A 25,800-nucleotide genomic window follows, 5' to 3' on the forward strand; every position below is an offset into this window, starting at 1 on the left:
TAGTACCGGAAACTAATCAATTCTTTTGTTTTTGTATCTATTATCTCAACAAAAGTTTGTGAAATTTCAAGAAATAGATGGTCAATAATCCAAAATTCCTTACTTTCGCACCTCGTTTAAGAAAAGGATAAAATGAGCACAAAATTTACTGAATACAAAGGACTTGACTTGCCAGCGGTAGCGTCAGAAGTACTTGATTTTTGGAAGGAAGAAAATATATTTGAAAAGAGTGTAACTACTCGCGAAGGTGCAGAGCCTTTCGTATTTTTTGAAGGTCCGCCTTCAGCAAACGGATTACCGGGAATTCACCACGTGATGGCACGTGCAATTAAAGATATTTTTTGCAGATATAAAACTCAAAAAGGTTTTCAGGTAAAAAGAAAAGCCGGTTGGGATACGCACGGATTACCTGTAGAATTAGGTACTGAGAAAGAACTTGGAATTACAAAAGAAGATATTGGTAAAACAATTTCTATCGAAGAATATAACGAAGCGTGTAAAAAAACCGTAATGCGTTATACTGACGTATGGAATGATTTGACCGAAAAAATGGGATATTGGGTAGATATGGAAGATCCGTATGTAACGTATAAACCAAAGTATATGGAGTCTGTCTGGTGGCTTTTGAAACAAATCTATGATAAAGGTTTGTTGTACAAAGGATACACGATTCAGCCTTATTCTCCTAAAGCAGGAACAGGATTGTCTTCTCACGAAGTAAATCAGCCAGGAGCTTACAGAGATGTTACAGATACTACGATTGTAGCGCAGTTTAAAACATTGCCGGAAACATTGCCAGGCTTTTTACAAGGTTTTGGAGATGTTCACATTTTGGCCTGGACGACAACTCCCTGGACATTGCCATCAAATACTGCTTTGACAGTTGGTCCAAAAATCGATTACGTTTTAGTAAAAACTTTCAATCAATATACTTTTGATCCAATCAATGTTGTTTTGGCTAAAAATTTAGTTGGAAAACAATTCGGGAAAGGATTTTTCTTAAGCGAAGACGATGCTGATTTTGACAATGTAAAAGAAGGTGATAAAAAACTTCCGTATAAAATCTTAGCAGAAGCAAAAGGAATTGATTTAGTTGAAATTCGTTACGAGCAATTATTGCCATACGTATTACCTTATCAAAATGCTGAAAATGCATTTAGAGTAATCGCGGGCGATTTCGTTACTACCGAAGACGGAACCGGAATTGTACATACCGCTCCAACTTTTGGTGCAGATGATGCTAAAGTAGCAAAAGAAGCAAAACCGGAAGTGCCGCCAATGTTGGTTCTTGACGAAACAGGAACAGCAGTACCGCTGGTAGATTTACAAGGGAAATTCACTTCGCATTTAGGTGAATTGGCTGGTAAATACGTGAAAAACGAATATTATGATGCAGGACAAGCTCCGGAACGTTCTGTTGATGTTGAAATTGCTATTCGATTAAAAGAAGAAAATAAAGCCTTTAAGGTAGAGAAATACGTGCACAGTTATCCACACAGCTGGAGAACTGATGAGCCGTTATTATATTATCCACTAGACTCCTGGTTCATAAAAGTAACCGATGTAAAAGATAGAATGTTCGACCTGAACGAAACTATCAATTGGAAGCCTAAGTCTACTGGTGAAGGACGTTTTGGAAACTGGCTGAAAAATGCCAACGACTGGAACTTATCTCGTTCTAGATATTGGGGAATTCCGTTGCCAATTTGGAGAACAGAAGATAAAAAAGAAGAAGTTCTTATTGGTTCTGTTGAAGAATTGTACAATGCGATCGAAAAATCTATCGAAGCAGGTTTTCAAAAAGAAAACCCGTTCAAAGGTTTTGAAATCGGAAATATGGCTGAATCCAATTATGATTTAATCGATTTACATAAAAATGTAGTTGATGCAATTACTTTAGTTTCGGCTTCCGGACAACCAATGAAACGCGAAAGCGACTTAATTGATGTTTGGTTCGATTCAGGAGCAATGCCTTACGCCCAATGGCATTATCCTTTTGAAAATAAAGACAAAATTGACGAGAACAAAGATTTTCCTGCGAATTTCATTGCCGAAGGTGTCGATCAGACTCGCGGATGGTTTTATACACTGCATGCAATCGGAACTTTGGTTTTTGATAAAGTAGCGTATAAAAACGTAGTTTCGAACGGTTTGGTTTTAGATAAAAACGGAATAAAAATGTCTAAGAGTAAAGGGAATACAATTGATCCTTTTAAAACCATTGCAGAATACGGTCCTGATGCCACACGTTGGTACATGATTATGAATGCAAACCCGTGGGACAACTTAAAATTTGATTTAGAAGGAATTGCTGAGGTTCGCCGTAAATTCTTCGGAACATTATACAACACGTATTCGTTCTTCTCATTATATGCCAATATCGATGGGTTTAAATACGCTGAAGCGGAAATTCCATTAAACGAAAGACCAGAAATCGATCAGTGGATTATATCTGAATTACATACATTAATAAAATTTGTTGATGAATGTTACGAGGATTATGAGCCAACGAAAGCTGCAAGGGCTATTTCTGACTTCGTTCAGGAAAACCTGAGTAACTGGTACGTTCGTTTATGCCGTCGCCGTTTCTGGAAAGGAGAATATGCTCATGATAAAATTGCAGCGTATCAGACGCTTTATACTTGCTTATTAACGATAAGTAAATTAAGCGCTCCTATCGCTCCGTTTTTTATGGATAAATTATACCGTGATTTAACAATTTCTACAGAAACCGAGCAATATAGCAGTGTTCACTTGGCTGAGTTCCCAAAATTTGTCGAAAACTTTGTTAATAAAACGTTAGAAAGCAAAATGCAGAAGGCGCAAACCATCTCTTCTCTTGTTTTGTCACTGCGTAAAAAGGAAATGATTAAGGTGCGTCAACCTTTGCAAAAGGTAATGATTCCGGTACTTGACGAAAATCAAAGAGTTGAAATTCAGGCTATTTCTGAGCTGATAAAAGCAGAGGTAAATGTTAAGGAAATCATACTATTAGATGATGACTCCGGTATTCTGGTAAAACAAATTAAGCCTAATTTTAAAGCATTAGGGCCTCGTTTTGGTAAAGATATGGGATTGATTTCCAAAGAGATACAGTCTTTTTCTGCAGATCAGATCAATCAATTAGACAAGCAGGGTACGTTAGACATTGTTATTGCTGGAAATAGTGTAACTTTATCATTAGAAGATGTCGAAATAACATCTCAGGATATTGAGGGTTGGCTGGTTGCAAATTCAAACGGAATAACAGTTGCGCTTGATATTACAATTTCTGAAGAATTGAAAAACGAAGGTATCGCAAGAGAATTAGTGAACAGGATTCAAAACATCCGTAAAGATTCCGGATTTGAGGTCACGGATAAAATTAAAGTTCAGATAGTACGAAGCGGGATTTTAGAAGAAGCAATTCTTAAGAATGAAGACTACATTAAGTCTGAGACATTAACAGATGAATTGGTTTTTGTAGCCGCATTAGAAAACGGCACAGAAATTGAATTCGATGATATAAAAACAATGATATTAATTTCAAAATAATATAAATACCATGACAGATGAAATTACAAGATACTCTGATGCTGATTTAGCTGAGTTCAAAGAAATAATTCAAAATAAAATACAAAAAGCACAAGCAGATCTTGATTTGATTAAAAGTGCTTATATGAATGATTTGAATAACGGAACAGATGATACTTCTCCAACTTTTAAAGCATTTGAAGAAGGAAGCGAAACAATGTCTAAAGAAGCAAACTCACAGTTGGCTATCAGACAGGAAAAGTTTATCCGCGATCTAAAAAATGCATTATTCCGTGTTGAAAATAAAACATACGGTATTTGTAAAGTAACTGGAAAGTTAATTGGCAAAGAAAGGCTGAAAATCGTTCCTCATGCTACAATGAGTATCGAAGCTAAGAATTTGCAACGATAAACAAATACTTAATAAATAAGCGCTCCTTTTAGGGGCGTTTTTTTGTTTAATCTTTTGCGAAAATGGGTTTAAGGAGAGTCGTAGAGCTTTTGAAAGAATTTAATTGCAATTTCTCTGAGGAATTAGAAATTGTATTTGCTTTTTTTGTAAGAAGTAAAAAACGTCTGATTTGGGGCAACGAATACTTTTTAAAATTAGAACTATCCTAAAGCAGATAGCTCTAATTTTAAAATAAACTAAAAAAATTAAGCTAAGTTTTTCTCTAACTCTAACTTGTGTTTTCTTAAAACAGCTCTGGTCATTCCTAAATTTGCCTTAGAAGCATCTGCGGCAAGATAAATCATGAATTTTTTGTTTGGAGAAATGTCGATAATGTGAATTTGATTCGAAAGTGTAATTAGGATATCTTCAATGTCCTGATTTAAATTTAAAGCTTTTACTGCACTTAGTTTTGCCTTTACAACCTCAAGATTGTAAGCTGCTGCAAGTTCAGGGTCAAAACCAGGATCAACTGTTAGATTACCAAAGCTTAGGCCGGATTCGATTTCAGTTACTGCAACAGCTATAAAGCCATTTACGTTGGTTTTCATTTCGTTTAGAAACACATTTAAAAAGTCGTTACTCATAATTCAGGTGGATTTTTGGGTTAATGGATTTATGTTATTTTAATAGGGAATTCTTACTTAATTCTATGGCCGCCTCTTCAGTCGAGCGCATTAATAAACCCAGATTGCTTCCGTCTTTTGAAAAAGCAATAATAAAATTGGAACCGCTTATTTTGTTTCCAATCACAACCCCTTCAGAAGTTTTTAAGAAAAGCTGTTTTAAAGCCCCCTTGTCTAAATCAATTAAGAATTTTTCACTCATGGATAAAATTGCAGCACTCATTGCAGCAACGCTGTCTCCGTAATCTATGTTTAAAGATGTGATTAGTTTTCCTTTTCCATTTAAGATTAATGCCGCAGAAGATTTAGTAGTAATCAGGAAGTCGTTGAGAGTAGATGTGATTTCATTCATATTTGTAGGATTTGGGAGAATTGTTAAAATTAATGTATTTTGATGTCTATTGTTAGAAAATATTGCTTTTAGATCTAAACAAGTGTTAATTTTTACTAACAAATATAAATTAAATTATGTATTATTGTAATACCAAATCATGAATAATTTTATTTATTTAACATAAAAAACTTACACAATGGCTAAAGTATTGAAATTCAAAGACGTTAACTCTGATGTGGAGAGTAGAATGAGAGATTTTGAAAAAATTCGTATTAAACTTAAAACCGATGTAAAAAAGGCTGAAGCCAAGAGAGCTTCGGCAGGAAAAGAAGGGAAAGGTTTGTTTAAATCTATTTCTGATTTTTTTGCTGATAGTCCGAAAAAACCGGCTCAGTCAGCTGCAAAAAAATAAACCTTTTGGCGGTGAATGCAATAAGTTAACACATCTTATTTGTGTTAGGAAAGAATTAACGCTCCTTAGGGGGCGTTTTTTTTGATTAAATTGTTACTTTTGCCCATCAAAATTTATTAAAATGTCATTACGAAAAGCGTATTTCCTTATATTTTTAGTTTTAATTGTCGATCAGCTTTCAAAAATTTATGTAAAAACAAACTTTGCTTTGGGTGATGAAGTAGTAGTTTTTGATTGGTTCAGAATACATTTTATCGAAAATGAAGGAATGGCTTGGGGAACAAAAATACCGGGACAATACGGGAAATTGATTCTAACTGTTTTTAGGATTTTTGCTGTTTTCGGGATTGCTTATTGGTTGTCTGATTCGATCAAGAGGCGTCATTCGTCCTATTTGATAGTTGCCATTGCGCTTATCTTTGCCGGTGCGGCAGGAAATATAATAGATTCTGTTTTTTACGGAGTTATTTTTGATGACAGTAATGGTAATCTTGCAACGCTTTTTTCGCCTGAACCTTACGGTACCTGGTTTCATGGTTTAGTAGTAGATATGTTTTATTTCCCGATATGGAGAGGGACATTGCCTAATTGGTTTCCTGTTTGGGGAGGCGAAGATGTTTCTTTTTTCAATGCTATTTTCAATGTTGCTGATATGGCAATTTCTACAGGAGTTGGAATTTTACTGGTTTTTAATAAAAGAGTATTTCCTAAAACCGCATAATTATTTTAAAATTTTCAAAAGAATAAATTCCAAATTCCAATATTCTATGCGGTAAAAAGCATCAAACATTGGAATTTGGAATTTTTGTTTTTTGGACTCTGAAAATTTTACATTATTGGGGTTTAATATTTATTGTGCTACTTTTACAATATAAAACTAAAGTTATGCAAAGTCCGTCCTTTTCTCTTTATGATGCCTCCGCGGGTTCAGGAAAGACCTATACTTTGGTTAAGGAATATCTTAAAATTATCCTTTCGTCTTCTAAGAATGATGCTTATCGAAATATTCTGGCGATAACTTTTACCAATAAAGCGGTTCATGAAATGAAAAGCCGTATTGTAGGGAGCTTGTCTGAATTTGCAAAAGAAGAACCTTCGGGAAAAGCAATGGATTTAATGGAGGATCTGTCTCGTGATACAGGTCTTTCTATTATTAAAATGAAAATAAAATCGCAAAGTATCATTAAGCATCTTATTCATAATTATGCCGCTTTTGATATTTCTACAATTGATAAGTTTACGCATAAAGTGATTCGTGCTTTTGCGCATGATTTGAATTTGCCAATGACTTTTGAGGTAACTCTGGATACGGAGAATTTATTGGTAGAAGCCGTTGATGCGATTATTGCGCAGGCGGGTCAGGATGAAACTTTGACAAAATTGCTGATCGATTTTACGATGGAAAAAACCGACGATGATAAAAGTTGGGATATTTCGCGTGAAATTCTAGATACAGGAAGATTGGTTCTGAATGAAAATAACCGAAATGAAATTTCTCATTTTCAGGATAAATCGATCGAAGAGTTTGTTGCAATAAAAAAGAAAATGCTGGCGCTCTGCAAAGATCTTGAGTCTGAAAATGCAAATTTTGCTGCAGAAGCGCTCTTGCTAATTGATAAAAACGGAATAGATTTAAAATCATTCTCGCGTGGAACCTTTCCGAATCATCTGGAAAGCATTCGTGACGGGAAATTCAATCCCCGAAATAAAACTTTTCATGAGTTCGATGATATTGCGATTAATAAAACAGCCAAGGACAAAGCGTTAATCGAAAATATAATTCCGGAACTGCTTCAGATTTTAGGGAAAATTTATAAAAATTTCGAGAAAAGAGATTTTTATAAAGCATTCCTGAAAAATATTACGCCGCTTTCTCTTCTGAATACAGTGAGTAATGAATTGGCAAAAATACAATCTGAACAAAATATCTTATCGATCTCGGAATTTAATGCTATAATTCATCGCGAAATTCAGAATCAGCCCGCGCCATTTATTTATGAGCGTATCGGAGAACGTTATCGCCATTTTTTTATCGATGAGTTTCAGGATACTTCAGAGATGCAGTGGCAAAACCTGATTCCGTTAATCGATAATTCGCTTTCCGGTTTAGATGATTTTGGAAATAAAGGAACTTTGATGATTGTAGGCGATCCAAAACAATCTATCTATCGTTGGCGAGGCGGAAAAGCAGAACAATTTATAGAATTGAGCAAAGGTTTAAATCCGTTTAATAATCCGGATAAAGAGATCATGCACTTAGATACCAATTACAGAAGTTATAGTGAAGTAATTGATTTTAATAATGATTTCTTTAGGTTGATTTCGACAGAGTTTTCTAATGAAGATTATAAAGATTTGTATGAAAATCATAGTTTTCAAAAGTCAAATTCAAAAAAAGGAGGTTATGTGAATATTTCATTTCTTCCAATAATGGAGAAAAGTGATTTTGGAGACGAAGAAGAAGTGGTTGAAAAATCAGATTTGTATGTTTTGGCAACTTTAAATACAATTCAGAACGTACTTCGTGAAAGTTTCGAATATAAGGATATTGTGATTCTGACGAGAAAAAGAGATCAGGGAATTGCAATTGCAAATTATTTAACAGAACAAGGTGTTCCGATTTTGTCTTCAGAAACATTGATGATTCAGAATGCTGTTGAAGTTCGGTTGATTGTTCATTTGCTGAAATACCTTAATAATAGTGCTGATCTGGAATCAAAGGCTAATTTTCTTCATTTTTTAGCGTCAAACAAAGAGCTTGAAATGCCGGTTCATGATTTTATTGCAAAAGGAATGGCGCAAAAGATTGAAGTTGATTTTGAAAAATGGCTTTTGACTTTTGATGTTGCTCTTTCTTTTGAAAATGTTCGGAAAAAATCACTTTATGAAGCGGTAGAAGTTATTATTTCGAAATTTATACCTCTTTCTGAAGGAAATGCGTATGTTCAGTTTTTTCTGGATATTGTTTTAGAACGAGATATTAGAAATCAGGCCGGAATTGCTGATTTTCTGGCTTATTGGGATAAAAACGGGGAGAAATTTAGTATTCCGTCTCCGGAAGGGATTAATGCAGTGCGCATTATGACGATCCATAAATCAAAAGGATTGGAATTTCCGGTGGTGATTATGCCTTTTGCCGAAGAAGATTATAATCGTAAGCCAAAAGATAAATTATGGCTGGATACTGAAGATGCTAATCTGGATGTTCCAAAAGCGTTGATTGATAATAGCAGTGCGGTCGAAGGTTTTGGCGAAAGTGCTTCGGCAGTTTTTAATTTAAAAAAACAAGAAGAATTACTTGATAATATTAATGTTCTGTATGTGGCATTGACACGTGCAGAAGAACAATTGTATGTGATTTCACAATCTTTGAAAGAAAGAAAAGATGGAGAATTCCCAAGTAATATGGCTTCTTTTTTTATTAAATATCTAATTCATAAAGGAGTGTATGATCCTGAGAGGCTAGAGTATGATTTTGGAAATAGGATAAGGCTTTCATCGCCAACAAAATCAGCTGATTTGGTAAAAACAATACCTGTTGTTTCAGAAGTTTTAAATCCAAAAAATATTAAGATAGCGCAACGTGAGGCCTTGATGTGGGGAACGCATCAGCAGGAAGCAATTGCCTACGGAAACATAATTCACGAGATTTTGGCTTTTGTTAAAGATAAGTCAGACGTTGATTTGGCGATTACAAAAGCAATTGAAAACGGTCTGATAAAAGTGGATCAAATAGATATGGTGTTAAAGTCCCTTCAGGAAATTGTGCATCATCCCGAGTTGAGTGTTTGTTTTGATGGGAATTATACCATTTTGAATGAGCAGACAATAGTTCAGAAAGAAGGTCGAATTTTGAAACCTGACCGAATCGTTTTGACTCAAAGTAAAGAAGCTTATCTTTTAGATTATAAAACGGGAGCTGTAAATTCAAAATACACCCAGCAAATCCAGGAATATCAGGATGCGATTGAGGATTTAGGGTATAAAGTGTTAAAAAAGGCATTGGTATATATAGGAACAGAAATCGATGTAGTAAATTTGTGAAGAAATTAATCAGGTGTTAAATTGAAATTTGGGTTTTAAGAAGTCTAAATTGTTAATTTTTAACGTTTTAAATAAATAAAAAATGTACGGTAAAATAAAGGAACATTTGCAAAGTGAGTTGCAGACAATTGAGGAGAATGGAATTTTTAAAAAGGAGCGAATTATAACTTCTGCACAAGATGCTGAAATTACTATTTCGACAGGAGAAAAAGTCCTGAATTTTTGTGCCAACAACTATTTAGGTCTTTCGTCGCATCCTGAAGTGGTTCAGGCAGCAAAAGATGCCATGGATACTCATGGTTTCGGAATGTCATCTGTGCGTTTTATTTGTGGAACTCAGGATATTCATAAAACATTAGAGAAAAAAATTGCTGATTTTTACGGTACTGAAGATACAATTCTTTATGCTGCGGCTTTTGATGCTAATGGTGGTGTCTTTGAACCTTTGTTAGGAGAAAGCGATGCGATTATTTCAGACAGTTTAAATCATGCTTCTATTATTGATGGTGTGCGTTTGTGTAAAGCGGCACGTTATCGTTATGAAAATAGTAATATGGAGGATCTGGAGCAGCAATTAATTAAGGCTAATGAAGCCGGAGCTCGTTTTAAATTAATTGTTACTGACGGTGTTTTCTCAATGGATGGTCTTGTGGCACCTTTAGATAAAATTTGCGATCTGGCAGATAAATATGATGCAATGGTTATGGTAGATGAATGTCATGCTGCCGGATTTATTGGTGCAACTGGTAAAGGTACGCTTGAAGCAAAAGGCGTTATGGGAAGAGTTGATATCATAACCGGAACCTTAGGTAAAGCTCTTGGAGGAGCTATGGGCGGGTATACAACAGCCAAAAAAGAAATAATAGAATTGTTACGTCAGCGTTCAAGACCTTATTTATTCTCGAACTCACTTGCTCCGGCTATTGTTGGAGCTTCTATTAAAGTTTTTGAATTATTAGAAAAAGATACTTCTTTACGAGATAAATTAGAGTGGAATACGAATTATTTTAAAGAAGGAATGAAAAAAGCCGGTTTTGATATCATTGATGGAGACTCCGCGATAGTTCCGGTGATGTTATATGATGCAAAATTGTCACAAACAATGGCTGATGAACTTTTGAAACAGGGGATTTATGTAATCGGATTCTTCTTTCCTGTTGTGCCAAAAGACAAAGCGAGAATTAGGGTTCAATTGTCGGCTGCACACACCAAAGAGCACTTAGATAGGGCTGTAGAGGCCTTTATAGTTGTTGGACAAATGTTAAAAGTTATATAATTCCCACTTTGGTTAAATTTTTGTAGGTTTTTTTTAACATTTCATTTTGTATTTAAAAAATTTGGTGTTACTTTTGCTTGTAATTAACTAAATTGTAATTAAAAAAAATTAAGTATGAAACATCTTAACAAACTTTTAGTTGCTGTGATGATGGTGATGGGTTTAACTTCTCACGCACAAGACAGTAACAATCCATGGGCTATCTCTTTTGGAGTTAATGCCGTTGACACTAGAACCAGTTCTGGTGCAGGAAGTGGTTTCTTTGATCAACACTTTTCTCAGCCATTCGCTGCAAAAGACAACTGGAATATTCTTCCATCTCTATCTTACATTGGTGTGTCTAGATATGTAGGTAGTGGTTTTTCTGTTGGTTTACAAGGATCTGTGAACAAAATTGATAAATATGTTACTTTCAACCCATCTGCTCCAGGGCATGATTCAAGAGGTAACGTAGTAACTAATCCTGGTGATTTGATGTATTACGGAATTGATGCTACTATTAAATATAGCTTCCAGGAATTAATCAAATCTAAAGTAATCGATCCTTCGTTATCTGTTGGTGGAGGTTATACTTTCTTCGGAGATAGCAGCTACGGAACTGTAAATCCAGGTGCTGGAATTACTTTCTGGTTTACAGATGCTATTGGTCTTGAGCTTGCTACAAGATACAAATGGTCAGTTAGTGGAGACAGAGAAGATGCTGCTGGTGTTCCAGACGCTCCATCTCATTTCCAACACACTGCAGGTCTAGTTTTCAAATTCGGAGGTAAAGATACTGACGGAGACGGAATCTACGATAAAGATGATGCTTGTCCAGATGTTGCTGGTTTAAAACAATTCAACGGATGTCCTGATACTGACGGAGACGGAATTGTTGACGCTAGTGATGCTTGTCCTACTGAATTTGGTTTAGCTGCATTAAACGGTTGTCCAGACAGAGACGGAGACGGAGTTGCTGATAAAGATGACGCTTGTCCAGATGTTGCTGGTTTAAAACAATTCAACGGATGTCCTGATACTGACGGTGACGGAGTTCCAGACAAAGATGACAAATGTCCTACAGTTGCTGGTCCTAAAGAAAATGGTGGTTGTCCTTTCTTAGACGCTGACAAAGATGGTGTAGCTGATAAAGATGATGATTGTCCTACAGTTTACGGTCCTGCTTCAAACAGAGGTTGTCCTGAAGTTACTACTGAAGCTTTAGAAGATCTTAAAGTTCAGGCAAGAGCAGTTTACTTTAACTCAGGTAAAGCTACTTTCAAAGCAGGAGATAAAGAAACTCCAGCTAGATTAGATGCAATTAAAGAAATCCTTAAAAACTATCCAAACGCGAAATTCTCTATTGAAGGACACACAGATAGTACAGGTTCTGCAAAAATCAACGACAAGTTATCTAAAGAGAGAGCTGAAGCTGTGATGAATGCATTAATCCAAAGAGGTGTTAATCCAGAAAACTTAGAAGCTAAAGGATTTGGATCTTCTCAACCAGTTGCAAGTAACAAAACTGCTGCAGGTAAAGCACAAAACAGAAGAACAGAAATTAGACACATTGGTTCTAAATACCAAGGTAAAATCTAATTTACTTTCTAAATAAATACTAAAAGCCATTCTTAATTGAATGGCTTTTTTTATTTTTATCAAATGATAAATACTTCTTTTCTCGGAAAAATTGCGACTGTAATAATTCAGGATTATTCAACTAAATTAGTTCAGACAACTATAGTGTTGCCCAATAAAAGAGCTAAAGTTTTTTTGATTGAAGCGCTGAAAAATGAAACTCATCATACAATCCTTTCTCCTGAAATCATTAGTATCGAAGACTTTGTGCAAGATGTCGCTTCGATACGATCTATAGATGCAATTGAACTTTTGTTTGAGTTCTATGAAGTGTATTTGTCCGTAACCGAAAAACAAAATCAACAGTCATTTGAGTTATTTGCCAATTGGGCAAAAACACTTTTGCAGGATTTTAATGAGATTGATCGCTATTTATTAGATCCAACTCATGTTTTGTCTTACCTAAAAGACATTGAAGACATTAAAAAATGGGGAATAGAAGTCGAAAATAGTACCAAACTTCTTGAAAACTATATTGATTTCTGGAAACTTCTTCCCATGTATTATGACGCTTTATACAATCATTTGCTGAATAAATCAGTGGGATACCAGGGATTAATTTACAGAGAGGCGGTTAATAATCTGAATCACTTTTCGAATACCCTATCAGATCGGACATTTATTTTTGCAGGTTTTAATGCTTTAAACGCTGCAGAGGAAAAAATAGTGCAACATCTTTTAGCTTCGGATCATGCTAAAATTTATTGGGATGTTGATCAAACTTTTCTTAATGATCCCTATCATGATGCCGGGCTTTTTGTGCGACGTTTTAAGGAAAGCTGGAAACACTATAAAACGAATATTTTTGAGTGGATTGTAGATGATTTTTCGCAATCTAAAAATATTCAGGTAATAGGAACACCTAAAACTATTGGTCAGGCAAAATTAGCGGGAAGTATTATCGAAAATATCATTAACGAAGACCCTGCAACATCTCTTGATAAAGTGGCTATTGTGCTTGGTGAGGAAAATTTATTAATGCCAGTACTGTATTCATTGCCGTCTTCTGTTGGAAGCCTGAATATCACGATGGGGTATTCCGGAAAAAACAATCCATCACAGATATTGATTGCTAAATTATTTAAAATGCATACCAATGCACTTTCCCGAAAAGGAGAGAGTTATGTGTTTTACTATAAAGATGTACTAGATATTTTAACGCATCCATTGGTGGAGCCTTATGCCAATGCCAGAAATTTAGTGAGGATTATCAAAGAGAATAATTATACTTTTATTACCCACAATCGAATTATAGAACTCAATTCAGATCATTCGCAGTTATTTAAATTGTTGTTCCAGAAATGGGAAAGCGGATCAATTGCGGTTCTTGAAAATGTCTCGGCAATTTTACTTTTGATAAAAGAAAATTTCAGTAATGACAATGAAGAAGAAAAGATTGCAAAAGCATTTGTTTTTGCTGTTTTTAAAGTGATAAATAAATTGATTAATTATTATACCCAGCACAATCATATTGATAATATAGATACTTTGCATGCCATCTATAAACAAATTATAGATGTTGCCGAAGTTTCGTTTGAAGGGGAGCCTTTGCGTGGACTTCAAATTATGGGGGTTCTGGAAAGTCGTGTTCTGGATTTTGATACTGTAATCGTAACTTCTATGAATGAAGGAAAGTTTCCAGCAGGAAAATCCCAGAATTCATTTATTCCTTATGATGTAAAAAGAGAATTAGGCTTGCCGACTTTTAAAGAAAAAGATGCCATTTATACCTATCACTTTTATCATTTACTGCAAAGGGCTAAAAATATTTATCTTATTTATAATACTGAAAATGATGGATTGGATGCCGGAGAACGAAGCCGTTTTATAACGCAATTAGAAGTAGAGAAACAAGCTAAACACAATCTGAATTTCGATATTTATAATCCGGTATTGCCTACATCTGCCTATCAGCCTATGGTTGTTGCGAAATCTGATGCTGTAATGGAGCGTTTGAAAGAAGTTGCAACTGTTGGTTTTTCACCTTCGGCGTTAACGAGCTATATTCGGAATCCTATTGAGTTTTATTTTCAAAAGATCCTTCGTATTCGGGAGGTTGAAGAGGTAGAAGAAAATATTGCACTAAACACTTTAGGGACTATAATTCACGAAACCTTAAAAGCTTTGTACGATCCTTTTGTTGGCAGGTTTATTTCTGAGGCTGATATCGAAAATTGTTTCAAATTGCTGGATGAGGAAGTTTTGAGACAATTTAAACTAGTGTATAAAGAAGGAGAAATTAAAAAAGGCCGTAATCTTTTGGCTTTTGAAGTGGCAAAACGAAATGTTTCTAATTTCCTGAAAATGGAATTAGAGGCTATAAAAAATGGAGATGCAATTAAAATTATAGCGTTAGAAAAGACTTACGAACGTAAATTGATTCATCCCGGTTTGCCGTTTCCGGTTTTAATTAAAGGAAATGTCGACAGAATCGAACAGCGTAACGGAAAAATTAGAATTGTCGATTATAAGACCGGTAAAGTCGAAAAAACAAATGTAGTACTGAAGTCTTGGAACGGATTGACACAGGAGCTTAAAAACGATAAAATCATTCAGGTTTTGGCTTACGCGTTTATGTATGAGAATGAAGCTGCCGGTTTGCCAATTGAAGTTGGGATTATTTCGTTTAAAAACTTAAAATCAGGTTTTCTTCCTTTTGGATTTAAAGAAGACAAAGAGTTGGACTCAACGGTTACAAATGAAATTCTGAAGAGTTATGTAGAAGAGATTGTCGTCTTGCTGACAGAAATTTTTAATGTTAATACTCCTTTCGAGGAAAAAATAAACTAAATGATCAGAAAGTTAAATAACATCTTTGAATTCTTTAAAACTACTTTAGTTATCAACTTGTCGGTTTGTGCTATTGCTGTTTTATTGACCGGTTTTGATTATTTCTTTACCGTGTTTCTGAGTTTTGGTTTTTTGATGAGTGTTGCTTTTAAGGAACTGTATCGCAAGAATGACTATTTGTTTTATTCGAATAACGGAATCTCTAAAACGAGACTTTTGATTTTTAGTTATCTTCTGACTATTTGTGCTACACTTTTAATTGGCCTTGTAACTTTTTTAATAAAAAGAATATTTTGAAAAAACACATTTTAGAAGTTGATGGAATTCAAAAAAAGTTTAACGAAAGAATTATCCTTTCTGATGTGTATCTGAAATGTGAAACATCTGAAATCATTGGTTTACTAGGAAGAAATGGTTCCGGGAAATCGACTTTATTGAAGATTATTTTTGGCATTGAATCAGCTCCTAATAAATGCATTCGAATTGATTCTGTTTCGAAGAATAATGAAAATAGCTTGTCGAAAGAAATTAGTTATTTGTCGCAGGAACAATTCATCCCAAATCATTTGTCTGTAAAAAAGGCAATTTTATTATCGATCGATAAACAAAAAATAACATTTTTCTATGAAGATGAATTTATTCAGTCGATTTTGAACAAAAGAATACATCAATTGTCTGGTGGGGAATTGCGGTATCTTGAAATTAAAATAGTCCTTTTTAATCCCTCAAAGTTTGTGCTGCTTGATGAACCTTATAATGGTTTGTCGCCAATAATGGCAGATGTGGTCAATGAATTGATAAAAGTAAATTCTGCAGGAAAAGGAATTATTGTTACCGATCACAATTATTTGAACGTAATCAGAATTTCGACTCAATTAGTACTGATTAAGGACGGTAAAACTCATTGTATCAAAGATAAAGCTGAACTTGTTGACAAAGGTTATCTGACCAGTTCAGCTTTTTTATAGATATCTTTTTAGCTAAAGATCTTTTTGAAAAAACCTTTTTTTGCGCGTTCTTCTAAAGCTGGATTATTTATGTTTTCGTTCTGATATTATTTCAAAACTATAATTTTCGCCCCCAATAATGAGAAAAAGACTGTTCATTTAGAACAGCCTTTTTTATTTTTTAGAGTGGTCGAATTATTCGAAAAAATCAGATAATACAGCTTTCAATTCCTCTTTGTTTTCAATCTGGCTCATGTGTCCGTCTTCAAAAGAAACCAGTTTTGCCATAGTATTTTCGATTTGGGTAATGCTTTCCTCGTAATTTAAAACGGGATCTTTTTTGCCTAAAATCAACAGAACCGGAAATGAATTCTTTTGCAAAAGCGACGCTCTGTCTTTTCGCACTTTCATTCCTTCCAGCGAAGCCACAATTCCCTGCAAAGGAGTTTTTAACGCCTGAACCTTTGCTTCTTCAATTTCTTCAGTCAGTCTGGCCCTGTTGTTTTCGCTGAATAAGTTGCCAATAGCAAGATTTACGAAGTTGACATAATTTTGTTTTACTGCTTTTATAGCGCGATTTCGGTTTATTTTTTTCTCGTGACTGTCTGCTTTTGATGTAGAATTGAGCAGAACCAGTTTATTGATGTTCTTTGGGAATAATTCGGCGAAAGCCAAGCCAACATAACCACCCATAGAATGACCAACAATTGTTGCTTTTTCGATGTTTAAATGTTTTAAAACTTCCTGAACAACATTCGCATTATCCTCCATAGAATGCACATATCCCAAAGAATCAGATTCGCCGTGACCCAATAAATCGATCGCAATAACGCGATATTGTTCAGAGAAAAGAGCAACATAATCCTTCCACATTTTTTTGTTTTCCAGAAAGCCGTGAAGTAGTACAATTGCAGTTCCCTGGCCTGAATCAGTATAAGAAATCCTGGTATTTTTATATAAAATATTTTTCAAAATGATGATTTAAATTTAAAGTACAAAGATAAGAAAGCGTAAACTATATGAGTGATATAACTTCATTTGAGTTAAAAATAGTACCTATCGCGTTCAACTTTACGCTGATATTTAAACCATATAAGTGATATAAGTTCATTTTAGTTTAAAAAAAAGTTATTCGGTTCACTTTTATGACAAATATTCAAATCATATAAGCTTATGTGAGTTTAAAAAAAAAAACATAAAGATTATTATTTAAATGAACTTATATGACTTACATGGTTAAGAAAATTCGGTCACTTGAACTGTTTTTAAGAACATTAAATGATTTTGTTATTTTAAATTAGTCTTAATTATATTTTTTATTGCTTTAAATTCTATATTTTTGCGTTATTATATTTTATCAGAATGGCATTAGTTAGTGATTTGACCACCAAAGTATTATTTGAAACCGAAAAAGGATACAGTTATCAATGTGATTTGACCAATAGTATAATTATCAATTTTGTTGATACGGTGTCAAGTTATAAAATTCATGATTTTTTGATTTTTCAAAGAAAGGTTAATAGCGTTGATATTCTCAATATGCTGTATGACTTATCTGATCAGTCAGATGCACAGTTGATTGAAACTACTAAAAGAAATTTCTCCAGAAATCTTACTATCTGCGAAATAGTTCAGTTAAGAGATTTATTAAACGGAACAAAATTCACCCTCACTTTACATTCTTTGCTTTGCAATACTGTCAACGTAGAGCTTATTTAGATTCTTACTTAGATTAAATCCAAATTTTAAGGCATTTAGAGCTGCCTTCTATAATTTTTGTAATTTTACATGGATAAAAACAAAGGTTATGAAAGATTTACTAAGAACAAGTACTTCATTAGTTGAAGGAATAGAAAATATATTGAACTTACAGGCAAAAATAGAAAGCGACGCTTCTAATAAATATTTAGCTATGGCTGCATGGTTAGATAGAAATGGTTATGCAAATACAGCATCTTATTTGTACAAGCAAGCCGAAGAAGAAAGAGAGCATTTTCTAAAAGTTTTCAAATATATTACAGATATGGGAGGGATTGCAGTTACGCCATCTGTTCCGGAAGTGCAGCAGGAATTTGCTTCTTTTAGAGAAGTATTTGAAATTGCTTTGCAAAACGAAATTGCAGTTACTCAGGCGATTAATAAAGTAATTGCAAAATGTAGAGCTGAGAATGATTACGCTACAGAAGATTTTATGATGTGGTATGTAGCTGAGCAAAGAGAAGAAGAGAAAAATGCAAGAAGAGCTTTAGAGCTTTTTGAACTGATTAACGGAAACGAAGCTGATGGCAAATTTCAATTGGATGTTCAGATTTCAAAAATCGGATAGATATCGATTTATTATAAAAAAAAACAAAGCCCTTAATTTTAATATTAAGGGCTTTGTTTTTTTATCATGGTTTATTCATTCATCAAACTTTCGATTTCATCTGCTTCAACCGGAATGTTGCGCATCAGGTTAAAAGGTTCTCCTTTTTCCTGAACCACAACGTTGTCTTCTAAACGGATTCCGAATTTTTCTGCCGGAATATAAATTCCTGGTTCAACCGTAAAAACCATATTGGCTTTCATAGGTTCGTGAAGCAATCCGTAATCGTGCGTGTCAAGTCCCATGTGGTGAGACGTTCCGTGCATGAAATATTTTTTGTATGCTGGCCATTCCGGATTTTCGTTCTGAACATCGGCTTTGTCCAGTAAACCTAAACCAAGTAATTCTGAGGTCATGATTTTACCTACTTCAATATGGTATTGTTTCCAAAGTGTTCCCGGAGTCAACATTTTTGTAGCTTCGTTTTTTACTCTCAAAACAGCATTGTAAACTGCTTTCTGACGATCTGAGAATTTTCCTGAAACCGGAATCGTTCTCGTCATATCGCTGGAATAATTAGCATATTCAGCCGCAACATCCAATAAAATTAAATCTCCGGCTTTGCATTGTTGGTTATTTTCGATATAATGCAAAACATTTGCGTTATTTCCCGAAGCAATAATTGGCGTATAAGCAAAACCTTTAGAACGGTTACGAACGAATTCGTGAATCAATTCGGCTTCGATTTCATATTCTGTAACATTTGGTTTTACAAACGACAACAATCTGCGGAAACCTTTCTCTGTAATATCGCAAGCTTGCTGAATCAAATCGATTTCTTCGCTTTCTTTTACAGAACGAATGCGCTGCAAAATCGGGTTGCTTTTCGCTACATTGTGTGCAGGATAACGCTCTTTCCACCATTTTACAAAACGAGCCTCGCGAGTTTCTGTTTCAACACTTGCGCGGTAATGCTCGTTGGTGTTGATGTACATCGTATCTGCATACGTCATCATTTCGTTCAACACTTTATGAAAATCCTGTAACCAATAAACGGTTCTGATTCCTGAAACCTGCAAAGCGTGTTCTTTACTTAGTTTTTCACCTTCCCAAACTGCAATATGATCGTTGGTTTCTTTTAGAAAAAGAATCTCTTTTTGGCTCTCATAAGGCGCATCCGGAAACAAAAGCAAAATACTTTCTTCCTGATCAACACCACTTAAATAAAAAATATCCCTGTGTTGCGCAAATGGCAAAGTACTGTCTGCACTAACCGGATAAATGTCATTTGAGTTAAAAACGGCAACACTGTTAGGTTTCATTTCTGCCGTGAATTTTTTGCGATTTTTTACAAAAAGAGCGCTGTTTATTTGATGATATTTCATAATAATGTGAGTTTTGAACTTCGAATTTCAAAAATAGTGATTTTTACAGAAGTGACATAAGATTGATTTATTAAAGTTTTCTTATTTGTTTTAGGTTTGCCACGAAGGCACAAAGGCACGAAGTTTTTAAACAAAGTAGTTCCGCCAAGTAAACCTAACAGGTTTTAAAAACCTGTTAGGTTTGTCGAAGATTGACTTTTTTGCACAATGTTTTCATCCCGATAGCGCGGATTTGCAATCCGTGCCCGTAACAATTTGTAAAAAACTATAAACATAAAAAAAACCGAAGCATCTAAAACTTCGGTTTTTCTATAAATATATCTTTCGCAGAAATTATTTTTTCTCGCTCAATAACTTCTCCAAAAAAGTCACTTTCTCTTTTTCAGCTTCAACCAATCTTTCGTAAAGCTTTTTATTCTCTTCAAAAGCTTCAATAAGTTTATCTAAAGGATTAAAAGTACAGTTGTTATTTTTAATCGAAGAAGAATCATTATGATAAGTATTCCCAATAATATTAAAAACAGCTTCTTCAGAAAAATTCTTTATTACTTCGGCAGGAACTCCCAAAGCTTTGGCAATTGCTTTTAGTTTTTCTTCATCAACAGTTTCGCTTCCTTCAATACTAGAGATAGTTTGTTGACTTACGCCAATTGCATATGCAAGAGCTTCCTGTTTCATGTCTCTAAGCTCTCTGATTCGGCTAATGTTTCGGCCTATGTGTTTTGGTTTTAGTGCTGTGCTCATAATTCAAAGATATTTAAAATTCTTTTACGTTTTTTGGTTTTGGTAGAAAACAAGTATGTACTTGTGAGATACATTTTACAAATTGTTTTCAGGATTGTAAAAATACAATTTTTCTGACTATTTGTGATTTCGAAAAAAATAATTGTATCATTTTTTATCATTGCTGCCAATGACAAGATTTTGTAATATTATTGTATCAAAAAACAACCAAAGGTTATGACCATACAAAAAGCAATCCCAAGCGACCACGAAATCCTGACCCAAATCACCAAAAAATCAAAAGCATATTGGGGATATTCTAACGAACAAATCGAAATTTGGGCTCAATTTCTAACGGTTTCTAAGGAATATATCGAAACTAATCCGGTTTATAATTTAGTTGCTGAAGACCAAATTGTAGGGTATTATTCCTTCTTCCACGAAAGTGAAAATACTATAAAACTGGATAATCTTTTTGTTTTGCCTGAATTTATAGGGAAAGGATTCGGGAAAGTACTAATGAATGATTTTCTGCTTCGAATAAAAGATCAAAACGTTCAAAAAATAGTGCTAAATTCTGAACCAAATGCTGAAATATTTTATGCTAAATTCGGATTTATAAAAGTGGGACAAATTGAAACTTCTATTAAAGATCGATATTTGCCTGTAATGGAGTTGAGAATTAATTAATGCACAGTTATAATTTCTTTTCATTAATTAAGAAATCTTTAAAATCCTTTAATCTGTGGCATAAAAAATGGCACAGTTTCTAATAAAAAATAAAATGCAGCATTCAGTTTTTAAATTAATAACAATAAAAGAAATCAAAACGCTATATTCATTTCTAATCGATCACGAAGGATTTGATTATTTTGATGAATGGGAAGATCAGGATTTGTTTTTGGTTTCAAATGAAGATATGACTTTTGAAGGTGATTTTTATTTAGATCTTTATGAAGATAAAGAGAAAAAATGGCTTGGCAAGATCTTAAATCTTCCATTAAAGGAAATTGAAAAAATAAGATTCGAAGGAATTTTAATAAACGGAAATTTTTCTGTAAACGGTACAATTATAAATGCTGAAGGCGATTATGGGCCTTATGTTTATGTTAACGGAAATGTTGATTGCCAAAGTCTATTATTAGGAGGTTCGTATGTTGAAATAAATGGAAATGTAAAAGCCAAAGAAGTAGTGATGACTTCATATAATCATGGTAATTTTAAATGTTCGGGAATTATTGAAGCTCCTGTTTTTATAGTCGAAGATCATTATACCACTTTTGCAGAGCGAAAAAATGACTTGTTTTATTATAACGATAAAACGGATGATTTTGATCCGAAAAGTGCTTGCGAATATGATGATGATCTTGAAGAGAATATTATCTCGAATGAATTGCGCAAACATCTTAATAATCCGTTAATAGAAACTTTTGAAGAGTTTAAACGTGAATTAGAAAACGGCGAATTAGTTTTAAAACAAAATAATCCGCCTGCAAAAACGTATGAATATTGGCAAAAACGAGTACTGTCGAATTATCGTGATTTAAAGTTAGTTCCATCCCAATATAAAACAAGAGAATTGTGCGAGTTGGCGTTGAATATCACATTTCACGCTTTGGATTATGCTGATCCGGAATTTATTACGCCGGAACTTTGCGAAAGTTTAGTTATTAAAAATGGTTTTGCAATCCAGAAAATACCCAGGAGATTCATAACAAAAGAACTTTGTTTTAAAGCTGCCCAAAGCGGAACTCTGATTTCGTTGATTCCAATTGAATTTTATTCGGAAGAATTGATAGTAACGACTTTTAAAAACGGTAAACACGAACCGAATATTAATGATGTTCCGTCTGAATTTATTACAGAAACCTTACTTGAAGAATATGTGAAATTGGGTAAAGGTTTATGGCTAGATAAAGTTTGCAAAGACAATGGAAAAGATAAATTATCGATCCTGAAACGTGTAATTGATTCTGGAATAGAAAATCTTGATGCTGTTTTTGGAAATCATTTTAGTAAAGAAATTGTAGAATATGCTTCTTCTGTTTATAATAATGAAGAAAATAAACCAGAATGGAATAAGTACGTTCGAAAATATAAAGTTAAATTTGAACGTCTGGATTTAAAAGAATATCTGTAAAACAATACATTAGTTTTGAGATTGATTGTAAAAAAGATTGTAACGAAATATAACATAACGAATAACCTATTTATAATATGAAAATTATTTTGACTTTTGTTTTACTTGCTTTTTTTATTTCCAGCCATGGACAAGATAAAGTTCCGGTACCAAAGAAGTTTAAAACAGACACATTTGCTCTATTAGATCTTTGTGGAGACGTGAAAACCGTAAGTTGGGTTTCCTGGAATTATATGGCTAGTGGTAACGCTTCAAACATTTATAAAGGATATTATAAAGGAACAATTGATTTCTGTGATTTGAAATTTGACGAAAAAGGAGCCATAGTAACTTCTAAATATTTAAATAAATCTATTCAAACCTATACCTTTAAAAATGATACCTATAATATTAAGGATGAAAGTGTATTGTTAGATTCTACTTCAACAATAAACATAAAACAGTTTTCTTATTATTTAAATTATAAAAAGTTGATAGTGGATGATAATGCATTAAAACTTATTGATGAAATTTACCAATTTAAATACAATGAGGAAGGGGATTTAGTAGAGAAAATATGTTTTGAAGAAAAGAAATATAAATCGCTTTCATGTCATATTGTATATGAATATGTCTACGATAAAAACAATAATTGGATAGAAAAATCAGTATTTGATATGGAAGATGGTAAAGTATTGACATTGAAAACGAAAAGACAAATTGAATATATGTGAAACTAAACATTGTGATTATAATGAAATTTAAAGCAATGCTATTATTGTTAGTCATTTTACTTTTTTTGATAAGCTGTAAAGAAGTTCCCGCATCGATAAGATTAAAAATTGAATTTGAAAATAAGCTAAATCATGATCTCTCTAAAATTTACGGTATTCAGGTCTATAAAGATGGGAAAAAATTCAAAGAATTTAGTGCTTTTAAAAAGCCATTTATTGAAGAGGAAATTACTTTAGATAGTTTAACAAATGGAACCTACAAGTTTGTTTATGAAAATTTAGTTAATCAGACTTTACAGAAAACAATCGAAGTAAAAGAGAATAAGATTTATAGTGTTTCTATATACCCGGATTATTCTAATTATAAAGATTTTACAAGTAAATCATTTGTTAGGAATCTGGAAGAAAACCAAAAAGTAGAATTTTATTTTGAAAGTTTAGGCTGTTTTCATTCTGCAAAAGAGAGTTTGGTTATTACTAAAAAAGAAAAAGTATATTATGCTGAAAATAAGGGAGAATCTAAAAAGCTAAATAGTGCGCAATTAGATGCTATAATTAAGATGGAATGTGAATTAGCGCTTATAAAATATGGAGGCTGTACTACATCAGATCATTATATCATCAAATCTGGGAAACAAGAAAAAGAATTCTATGATGAGACCTGCAAGTGGAATGGGTGGAAAAATATGTCTAAACAAGTTAATTTAATTTAGAATATACTTGGAACAATAGAATTATGAACTCAAAAGTAAAAATTAGAAAAGTAAAGCAAGAAGATCTTGATTTTGTCTACAAAGCAATTTGTGAACTTGAAAATGAAGTTTTAGATGTTGAAGTTTTTGAGAAAATTTTTAATGAAAATATTTCGAATCCAAACAATCTGTATTTAATTGCCGAAAATGAAAGTGAAGGTGCAGGCTTTATTAGTTTTCATACGCAGAATCTTTTGCATCATTGCGGTTTGGTTGGTGAAATTCAGGAGTTTTTTATTCATCAAAACTATCGTGGTCAGGGAATGGGCCGTTTACTGATAAATGAAATTAAAGATTTTGCCAATCAGAATAATTTGAAAAGTATAGAGGTTACAACAAACAAAAGACGTGTAGAAAATGTATTGATTTATGAAAATTTTGGTTTTAATTTATCGCATAATAAGTTTACGATTTATAAGTAAGTATCTGGTCGTGAAAAGATAGAACTTAAAAAAAAACTGCTATCAATAAGATAGCAGTTTTAATCTATTGATGATTATACTGCTGAATATTCCATACAGGTACTGCCATTTGCTGTTTTGTATAAATACCAGCCACATGAGTTTACTGCATAAAAAGAGGCTTCTTGACCCTTACATAGCGGCCATGGTTCGCAAGGTCTGCCATTACCACCGTCAATTGATTTCAATTCTTCTTTTGATAATTTTTGCAATTTTGATAAATTTTGTAAATTTTTCATAGGTAATTTGTTTTTTGGGTTTTCCTACTCTATAAGTTTTTCGGATACGACTTTGATAAAATTACAAATTATTTTTAAATAAATACTTACAGAAATACTTGTAATCTTAATTTGTTTTTTTTAATACGGTATAAAATTCTTCTTTTTAAAAATTGGTTTGTGCTATTTTACTTCTTTTGTGTTTTTACCAATCGTTGATCTAGAAAATAAGTGGAAAACTGATGAATCTTACTTGAAACAAGTTGAATTAAAGTCTAATATTGTATAGTAATAATCGCTTTAAGAAAAAATGAAACAACTCAACATATCCATAAAACATAATCTAATAATAGGTTTGCTTATTTCGTTATGGATTTTTGTTTTTGCCTTTATCATAAGACCTTTTGATGACGGCACTTTAAATTTTCAATCTTGGTTTTTAATGAGTACTGGGTTTAGTTTGATGGCATTTTTATGTTATGGGGTTCTGATATTTCTTCAAAAAAGGATTTACGATAAAATCTCAAAATGGAGTATAAAGTATGAAATAGTCAGTTTGTTATTTTTTTATGTGATCTATTTTATTGGAATTTATACGTATTATAAAAGTCCAATTTTAAATGGCGGTTATAGTTTTGCTGAATTTTTCTCTACGATTTTTATCAAAGTTGCCTTGATTTTAACCCCTGTGATTACTCTGGCAAGAAGATATTTGATTAAACTGATTCCTTTGCAGGAAGATATCTTGACTTTTAGAGGAGAAAATAAATTAGATGTTTTAAAAATCAAAAAAGAAGATTTGGTTTGTGTTTCAAACGCTCAAAATTATGTCGAGATTTTTTATATCGAGAACGGTAAACTTGTGTCAAAATTGATACGTTCTTCACTCAAAAAAGTTCAGGAAGATTTTGATTTTTTAATGCAGATACATCGTTCTCATTTAATAAATCGGGTGCATTTTAAGTCCTGGAGAAACCAAAATACAATAATTCTAACCCAAATAGAACTTCCCGTTTCCAAAAATTATAAAGAAACTTTGTTGACATTATAATTCCGTACCTAAAACCGATAGTTTTGTACCAAAATCAATAAA

24 protein-coding genes are annotated in these 25,800 nt (G+C 33.3%); 18 read left to right on the forward strand and 6 right to left on the reverse strand.

The annotated features are described in order from the left end of the window. The first annotated feature begins 132 nt into the window (after positions 1–132). Positions 133–3,534, forward strand: coding sequence for an isoleucine--tRNA ligase (gene ileS, locus B0A67_RS20485; RefSeq protein ID WP_072964241.1), 3,402 nt, complete (start codon positions 133–135; stop codon positions 3,532–3,534). A gap of 10 nt (positions 3,535–3,544) precedes the next feature. Next, the gene (locus tag B0A67_RS20490; RefSeq protein WP_072964239.1) at positions 3,545–3,925 is read left to right on the forward strand and encodes a TraR/DksA family transcriptional regulator; all 381 of its coding nucleotides are present in this window, start codon (positions 3,545–3,547) and stop codon (positions 3,923–3,925) included. 245 nt (positions 3,926–4,170) lie between these two features. Here the strand turns inward: B0A67_RS20490 and B0A67_RS20495 are convergent, their stop codons facing one another. Together B0A67_RS20495 and B0A67_RS20500 are read right to left on the reverse strand one after the other, a co-directional pair. Next, a complete protein-coding gene (locus tag B0A67_RS20495) occupies positions 4,171–4,551 on the reverse strand; it encodes a hypothetical protein (protein WP_072964236.1) in 381 nt (126 codons plus the stop codon). A 34-nt stretch (positions 4,552–4,585) separates the two neighbouring features. Continuing rightward, a complete protein-coding gene (locus B0A67_RS20500) occupies positions 4,586–4,942 on the reverse strand; it encodes a roadblock/LC7 domain-containing protein (RefSeq protein ID WP_072964234.1) in 357 nt (118 codons plus the stop codon). Between the two features lie 178 nt (positions 4,943–5,120). Between B0A67_RS20500 and B0A67_RS20505 the strand changes: the two genes are divergently transcribed. From B0A67_RS20505 to B0A67_RS20540, 8 genes are all read left to right on the forward strand, one after another. Further along, positions 5,121–5,336: a hypothetical protein gene (locus B0A67_RS20505; protein WP_072964232.1), complete on the forward strand. Its 216-nt coding sequence runs from the start codon at positions 5,121–5,123 to the stop codon at positions 5,334–5,336. A 121-nt stretch (positions 5,337–5,457) separates the two neighbouring features. Further along, complete coding sequence (locus B0A67_RS20510) at positions 5,458–6,057, forward strand: lipoprotein signal peptidase (protein ID WP_072964230.1); 600 nt, start codon at positions 5,458–5,460, stop codon at positions 6,055–6,057. A gap of 164 nt (positions 6,058–6,221) precedes the next feature. Continuing rightward, a complete protein-coding gene (locus B0A67_RS20515) occupies positions 6,222–9,380 on the forward strand; it encodes a UvrD-helicase domain-containing protein (protein WP_072964228.1) in 3,159 nt (1,052 codons plus the stop codon). A gap of 82 nt (positions 9,381–9,462) precedes the next feature. Next, the gene (gene kbl / locus B0A67_RS20520) at positions 9,463–10,656 is read left to right on the forward strand and encodes a glycine C-acetyltransferase (protein ID WP_072964226.1); all 1,194 of its coding nucleotides are present in this window, start codon (positions 9,463–9,465) and stop codon (positions 10,654–10,656) included. Between the two features lie 114 nt (positions 10,657–10,770). Then, complete coding sequence (locus tag B0A67_RS20525; RefSeq protein ID WP_072964224.1) at positions 10,771–12,234, forward strand: OmpA family protein; 1,464 nt, start codon at positions 10,771–10,773, stop codon at positions 12,232–12,234. 63 nt (positions 12,235–12,297) lie between these two features. Next, positions 12,298–15,063, forward strand: a complete 2,766-nt coding sequence (locus B0A67_RS20530; RefSeq protein ID WP_072964222.1) for a PD-(D/E)XK nuclease family protein — start codon at positions 12,298–12,300, stop codon at positions 15,061–15,063. Further along, positions 15,064–15,360: a hypothetical protein gene (locus B0A67_RS20535; RefSeq protein ID WP_072964220.1), complete on the forward strand. Its 297-nt coding sequence runs from the start codon at positions 15,064–15,066 to the stop codon at positions 15,358–15,360. Further along, a complete protein-coding gene (locus tag B0A67_RS20540; protein WP_072964218.1) occupies positions 15,357–16,031 on the forward strand; it encodes an ATP-binding cassette domain-containing protein in 675 nt (224 codons plus the stop codon). Before B0A67_RS20535 ends, B0A67_RS20540 begins: the two co-directional genes overlap by 4 nt. 174 nt (positions 16,032–16,205) lie before the next feature. Here the strand turns inward: B0A67_RS20540 and B0A67_RS20545 are convergent, their stop codons facing one another. Then, a complete protein-coding gene (locus tag B0A67_RS20545) occupies positions 16,206–16,982 on the reverse strand; it encodes an alpha/beta fold hydrolase (protein ID WP_072964216.1) in 777 nt (258 codons plus the stop codon). Between the two features lie 390 nt (positions 16,983–17,372). Here B0A67_RS20545 and B0A67_RS20550 point away from each other — a divergent pair, with 390 nt between their 5' ends. Beyond that, a complete protein-coding gene (locus B0A67_RS20550; protein ID WP_042565526.1) occupies positions 17,373–17,729 on the forward strand; it encodes a hypothetical protein in 357 nt (118 codons plus the stop codon). Between the two features lie 88 nt (positions 17,730–17,817). Then, entirely contained in the window at positions 17,818–18,336 is a 519-nt protein-coding gene (locus B0A67_RS20555; protein ID WP_072964214.1) for a ferritin, read from the forward strand. 71 nt (positions 18,337–18,407) lie between these two features. On the opposite strand, the gene B0A67_RS20560 is transcribed toward B0A67_RS20555, so the two are convergent. Continuing rightward, positions 18,408–19,700 carry an aminopeptidase P family protein gene (locus B0A67_RS20560; protein WP_072964212.1) on the reverse strand — a complete coding sequence of 431 codons (1,293 nt, stop codon included), beginning with the start codon at positions 19,698–19,700 and terminating at the stop codon, positions 18,408–18,410. 333 nt (positions 19,701–20,033) lie between these two features. Continuing rightward, positions 20,034–20,444, reverse strand: coding sequence for a helix-turn-helix domain-containing protein (locus tag B0A67_RS20565; protein ID WP_072964210.1), 411 nt, complete (start codon positions 20,442–20,444; stop codon positions 20,034–20,036). A 216-nt stretch (positions 20,445–20,660) separates the two neighbouring features. Between B0A67_RS20565 and B0A67_RS20570 the strand changes: the two genes are divergently transcribed. The 5 genes from B0A67_RS20570 (at position 20,661) to B0A67_RS20590 (ending at position 24,450) form a co-directional block, all read left to right on the forward strand. After that, complete coding sequence (locus B0A67_RS20570; RefSeq protein ID WP_072964207.1) at positions 20,661–21,113, forward strand: GNAT family N-acetyltransferase; 453 nt, start codon at positions 20,661–20,663, stop codon at positions 21,111–21,113. Positions 21,114–21,180: 67 nt separating this feature from the next. Further along, positions 21,181–22,563, forward strand: a complete 1,383-nt coding sequence (locus B0A67_RS20575) for a bactofilin family protein (protein WP_242671002.1) — start codon at positions 21,181–21,183, stop codon at positions 22,561–22,563. Positions 22,564–22,640: 77 nt separating this feature from the next. Beyond that, positions 22,641–23,276: an uL4 family ribosomal protein gene (locus B0A67_RS20580; protein WP_072964205.1), complete on the forward strand. Its 636-nt coding sequence runs from the start codon at positions 22,641–22,643 to the stop codon at positions 23,274–23,276. 20 nt (positions 23,277–23,296) lie between these two features. Beyond that, positions 23,297–23,989 carry a hypothetical protein gene (locus B0A67_RS20585; protein WP_072964203.1) on the forward strand — a complete coding sequence of 231 codons (693 nt, stop codon included), beginning with the start codon at positions 23,297–23,299 and terminating at the stop codon, positions 23,987–23,989. A 23-nt stretch (positions 23,990–24,012) separates the two neighbouring features. Beyond that, entirely contained in the window at positions 24,013–24,450 is a 438-nt protein-coding gene (locus tag B0A67_RS20590; RefSeq protein WP_072964201.1) for a GNAT family N-acetyltransferase, read from the forward strand. 74 nt (positions 24,451–24,524) lie between these two features. Here B0A67_RS20590 and B0A67_RS20595 read toward each other — a convergent pair whose 3' ends face one another. Next, positions 24,525–24,728, reverse strand: coding sequence for a hypothetical protein (locus tag B0A67_RS20595; protein ID WP_072964199.1), 204 nt, complete (start codon positions 24,726–24,728; stop codon positions 24,525–24,527). 289 nt (positions 24,729–25,017) lie between these two features. Here B0A67_RS20595 and B0A67_RS20600 point away from each other — a divergent pair, with 289 nt between their 5' ends. After that, complete coding sequence (locus B0A67_RS20600; RefSeq protein WP_072964197.1) at positions 25,018–25,758, forward strand: LytTR family DNA-binding domain-containing protein; 741 nt, start codon at positions 25,018–25,020, stop codon at positions 25,756–25,758. Positions 25,759–25,800: the final 42 nt, after the last annotated feature.

Origin of the sequence: Flavobacterium aquidurense (assembly GCF_002217195.1) — a bacterium.
In the GTDB taxonomy this organism is placed as follows: domain Bacteria; phylum Bacteroidota; class Bacteroidia; order Flavobacteriales; family Flavobacteriaceae; genus Flavobacterium; species Flavobacterium frigidimaris.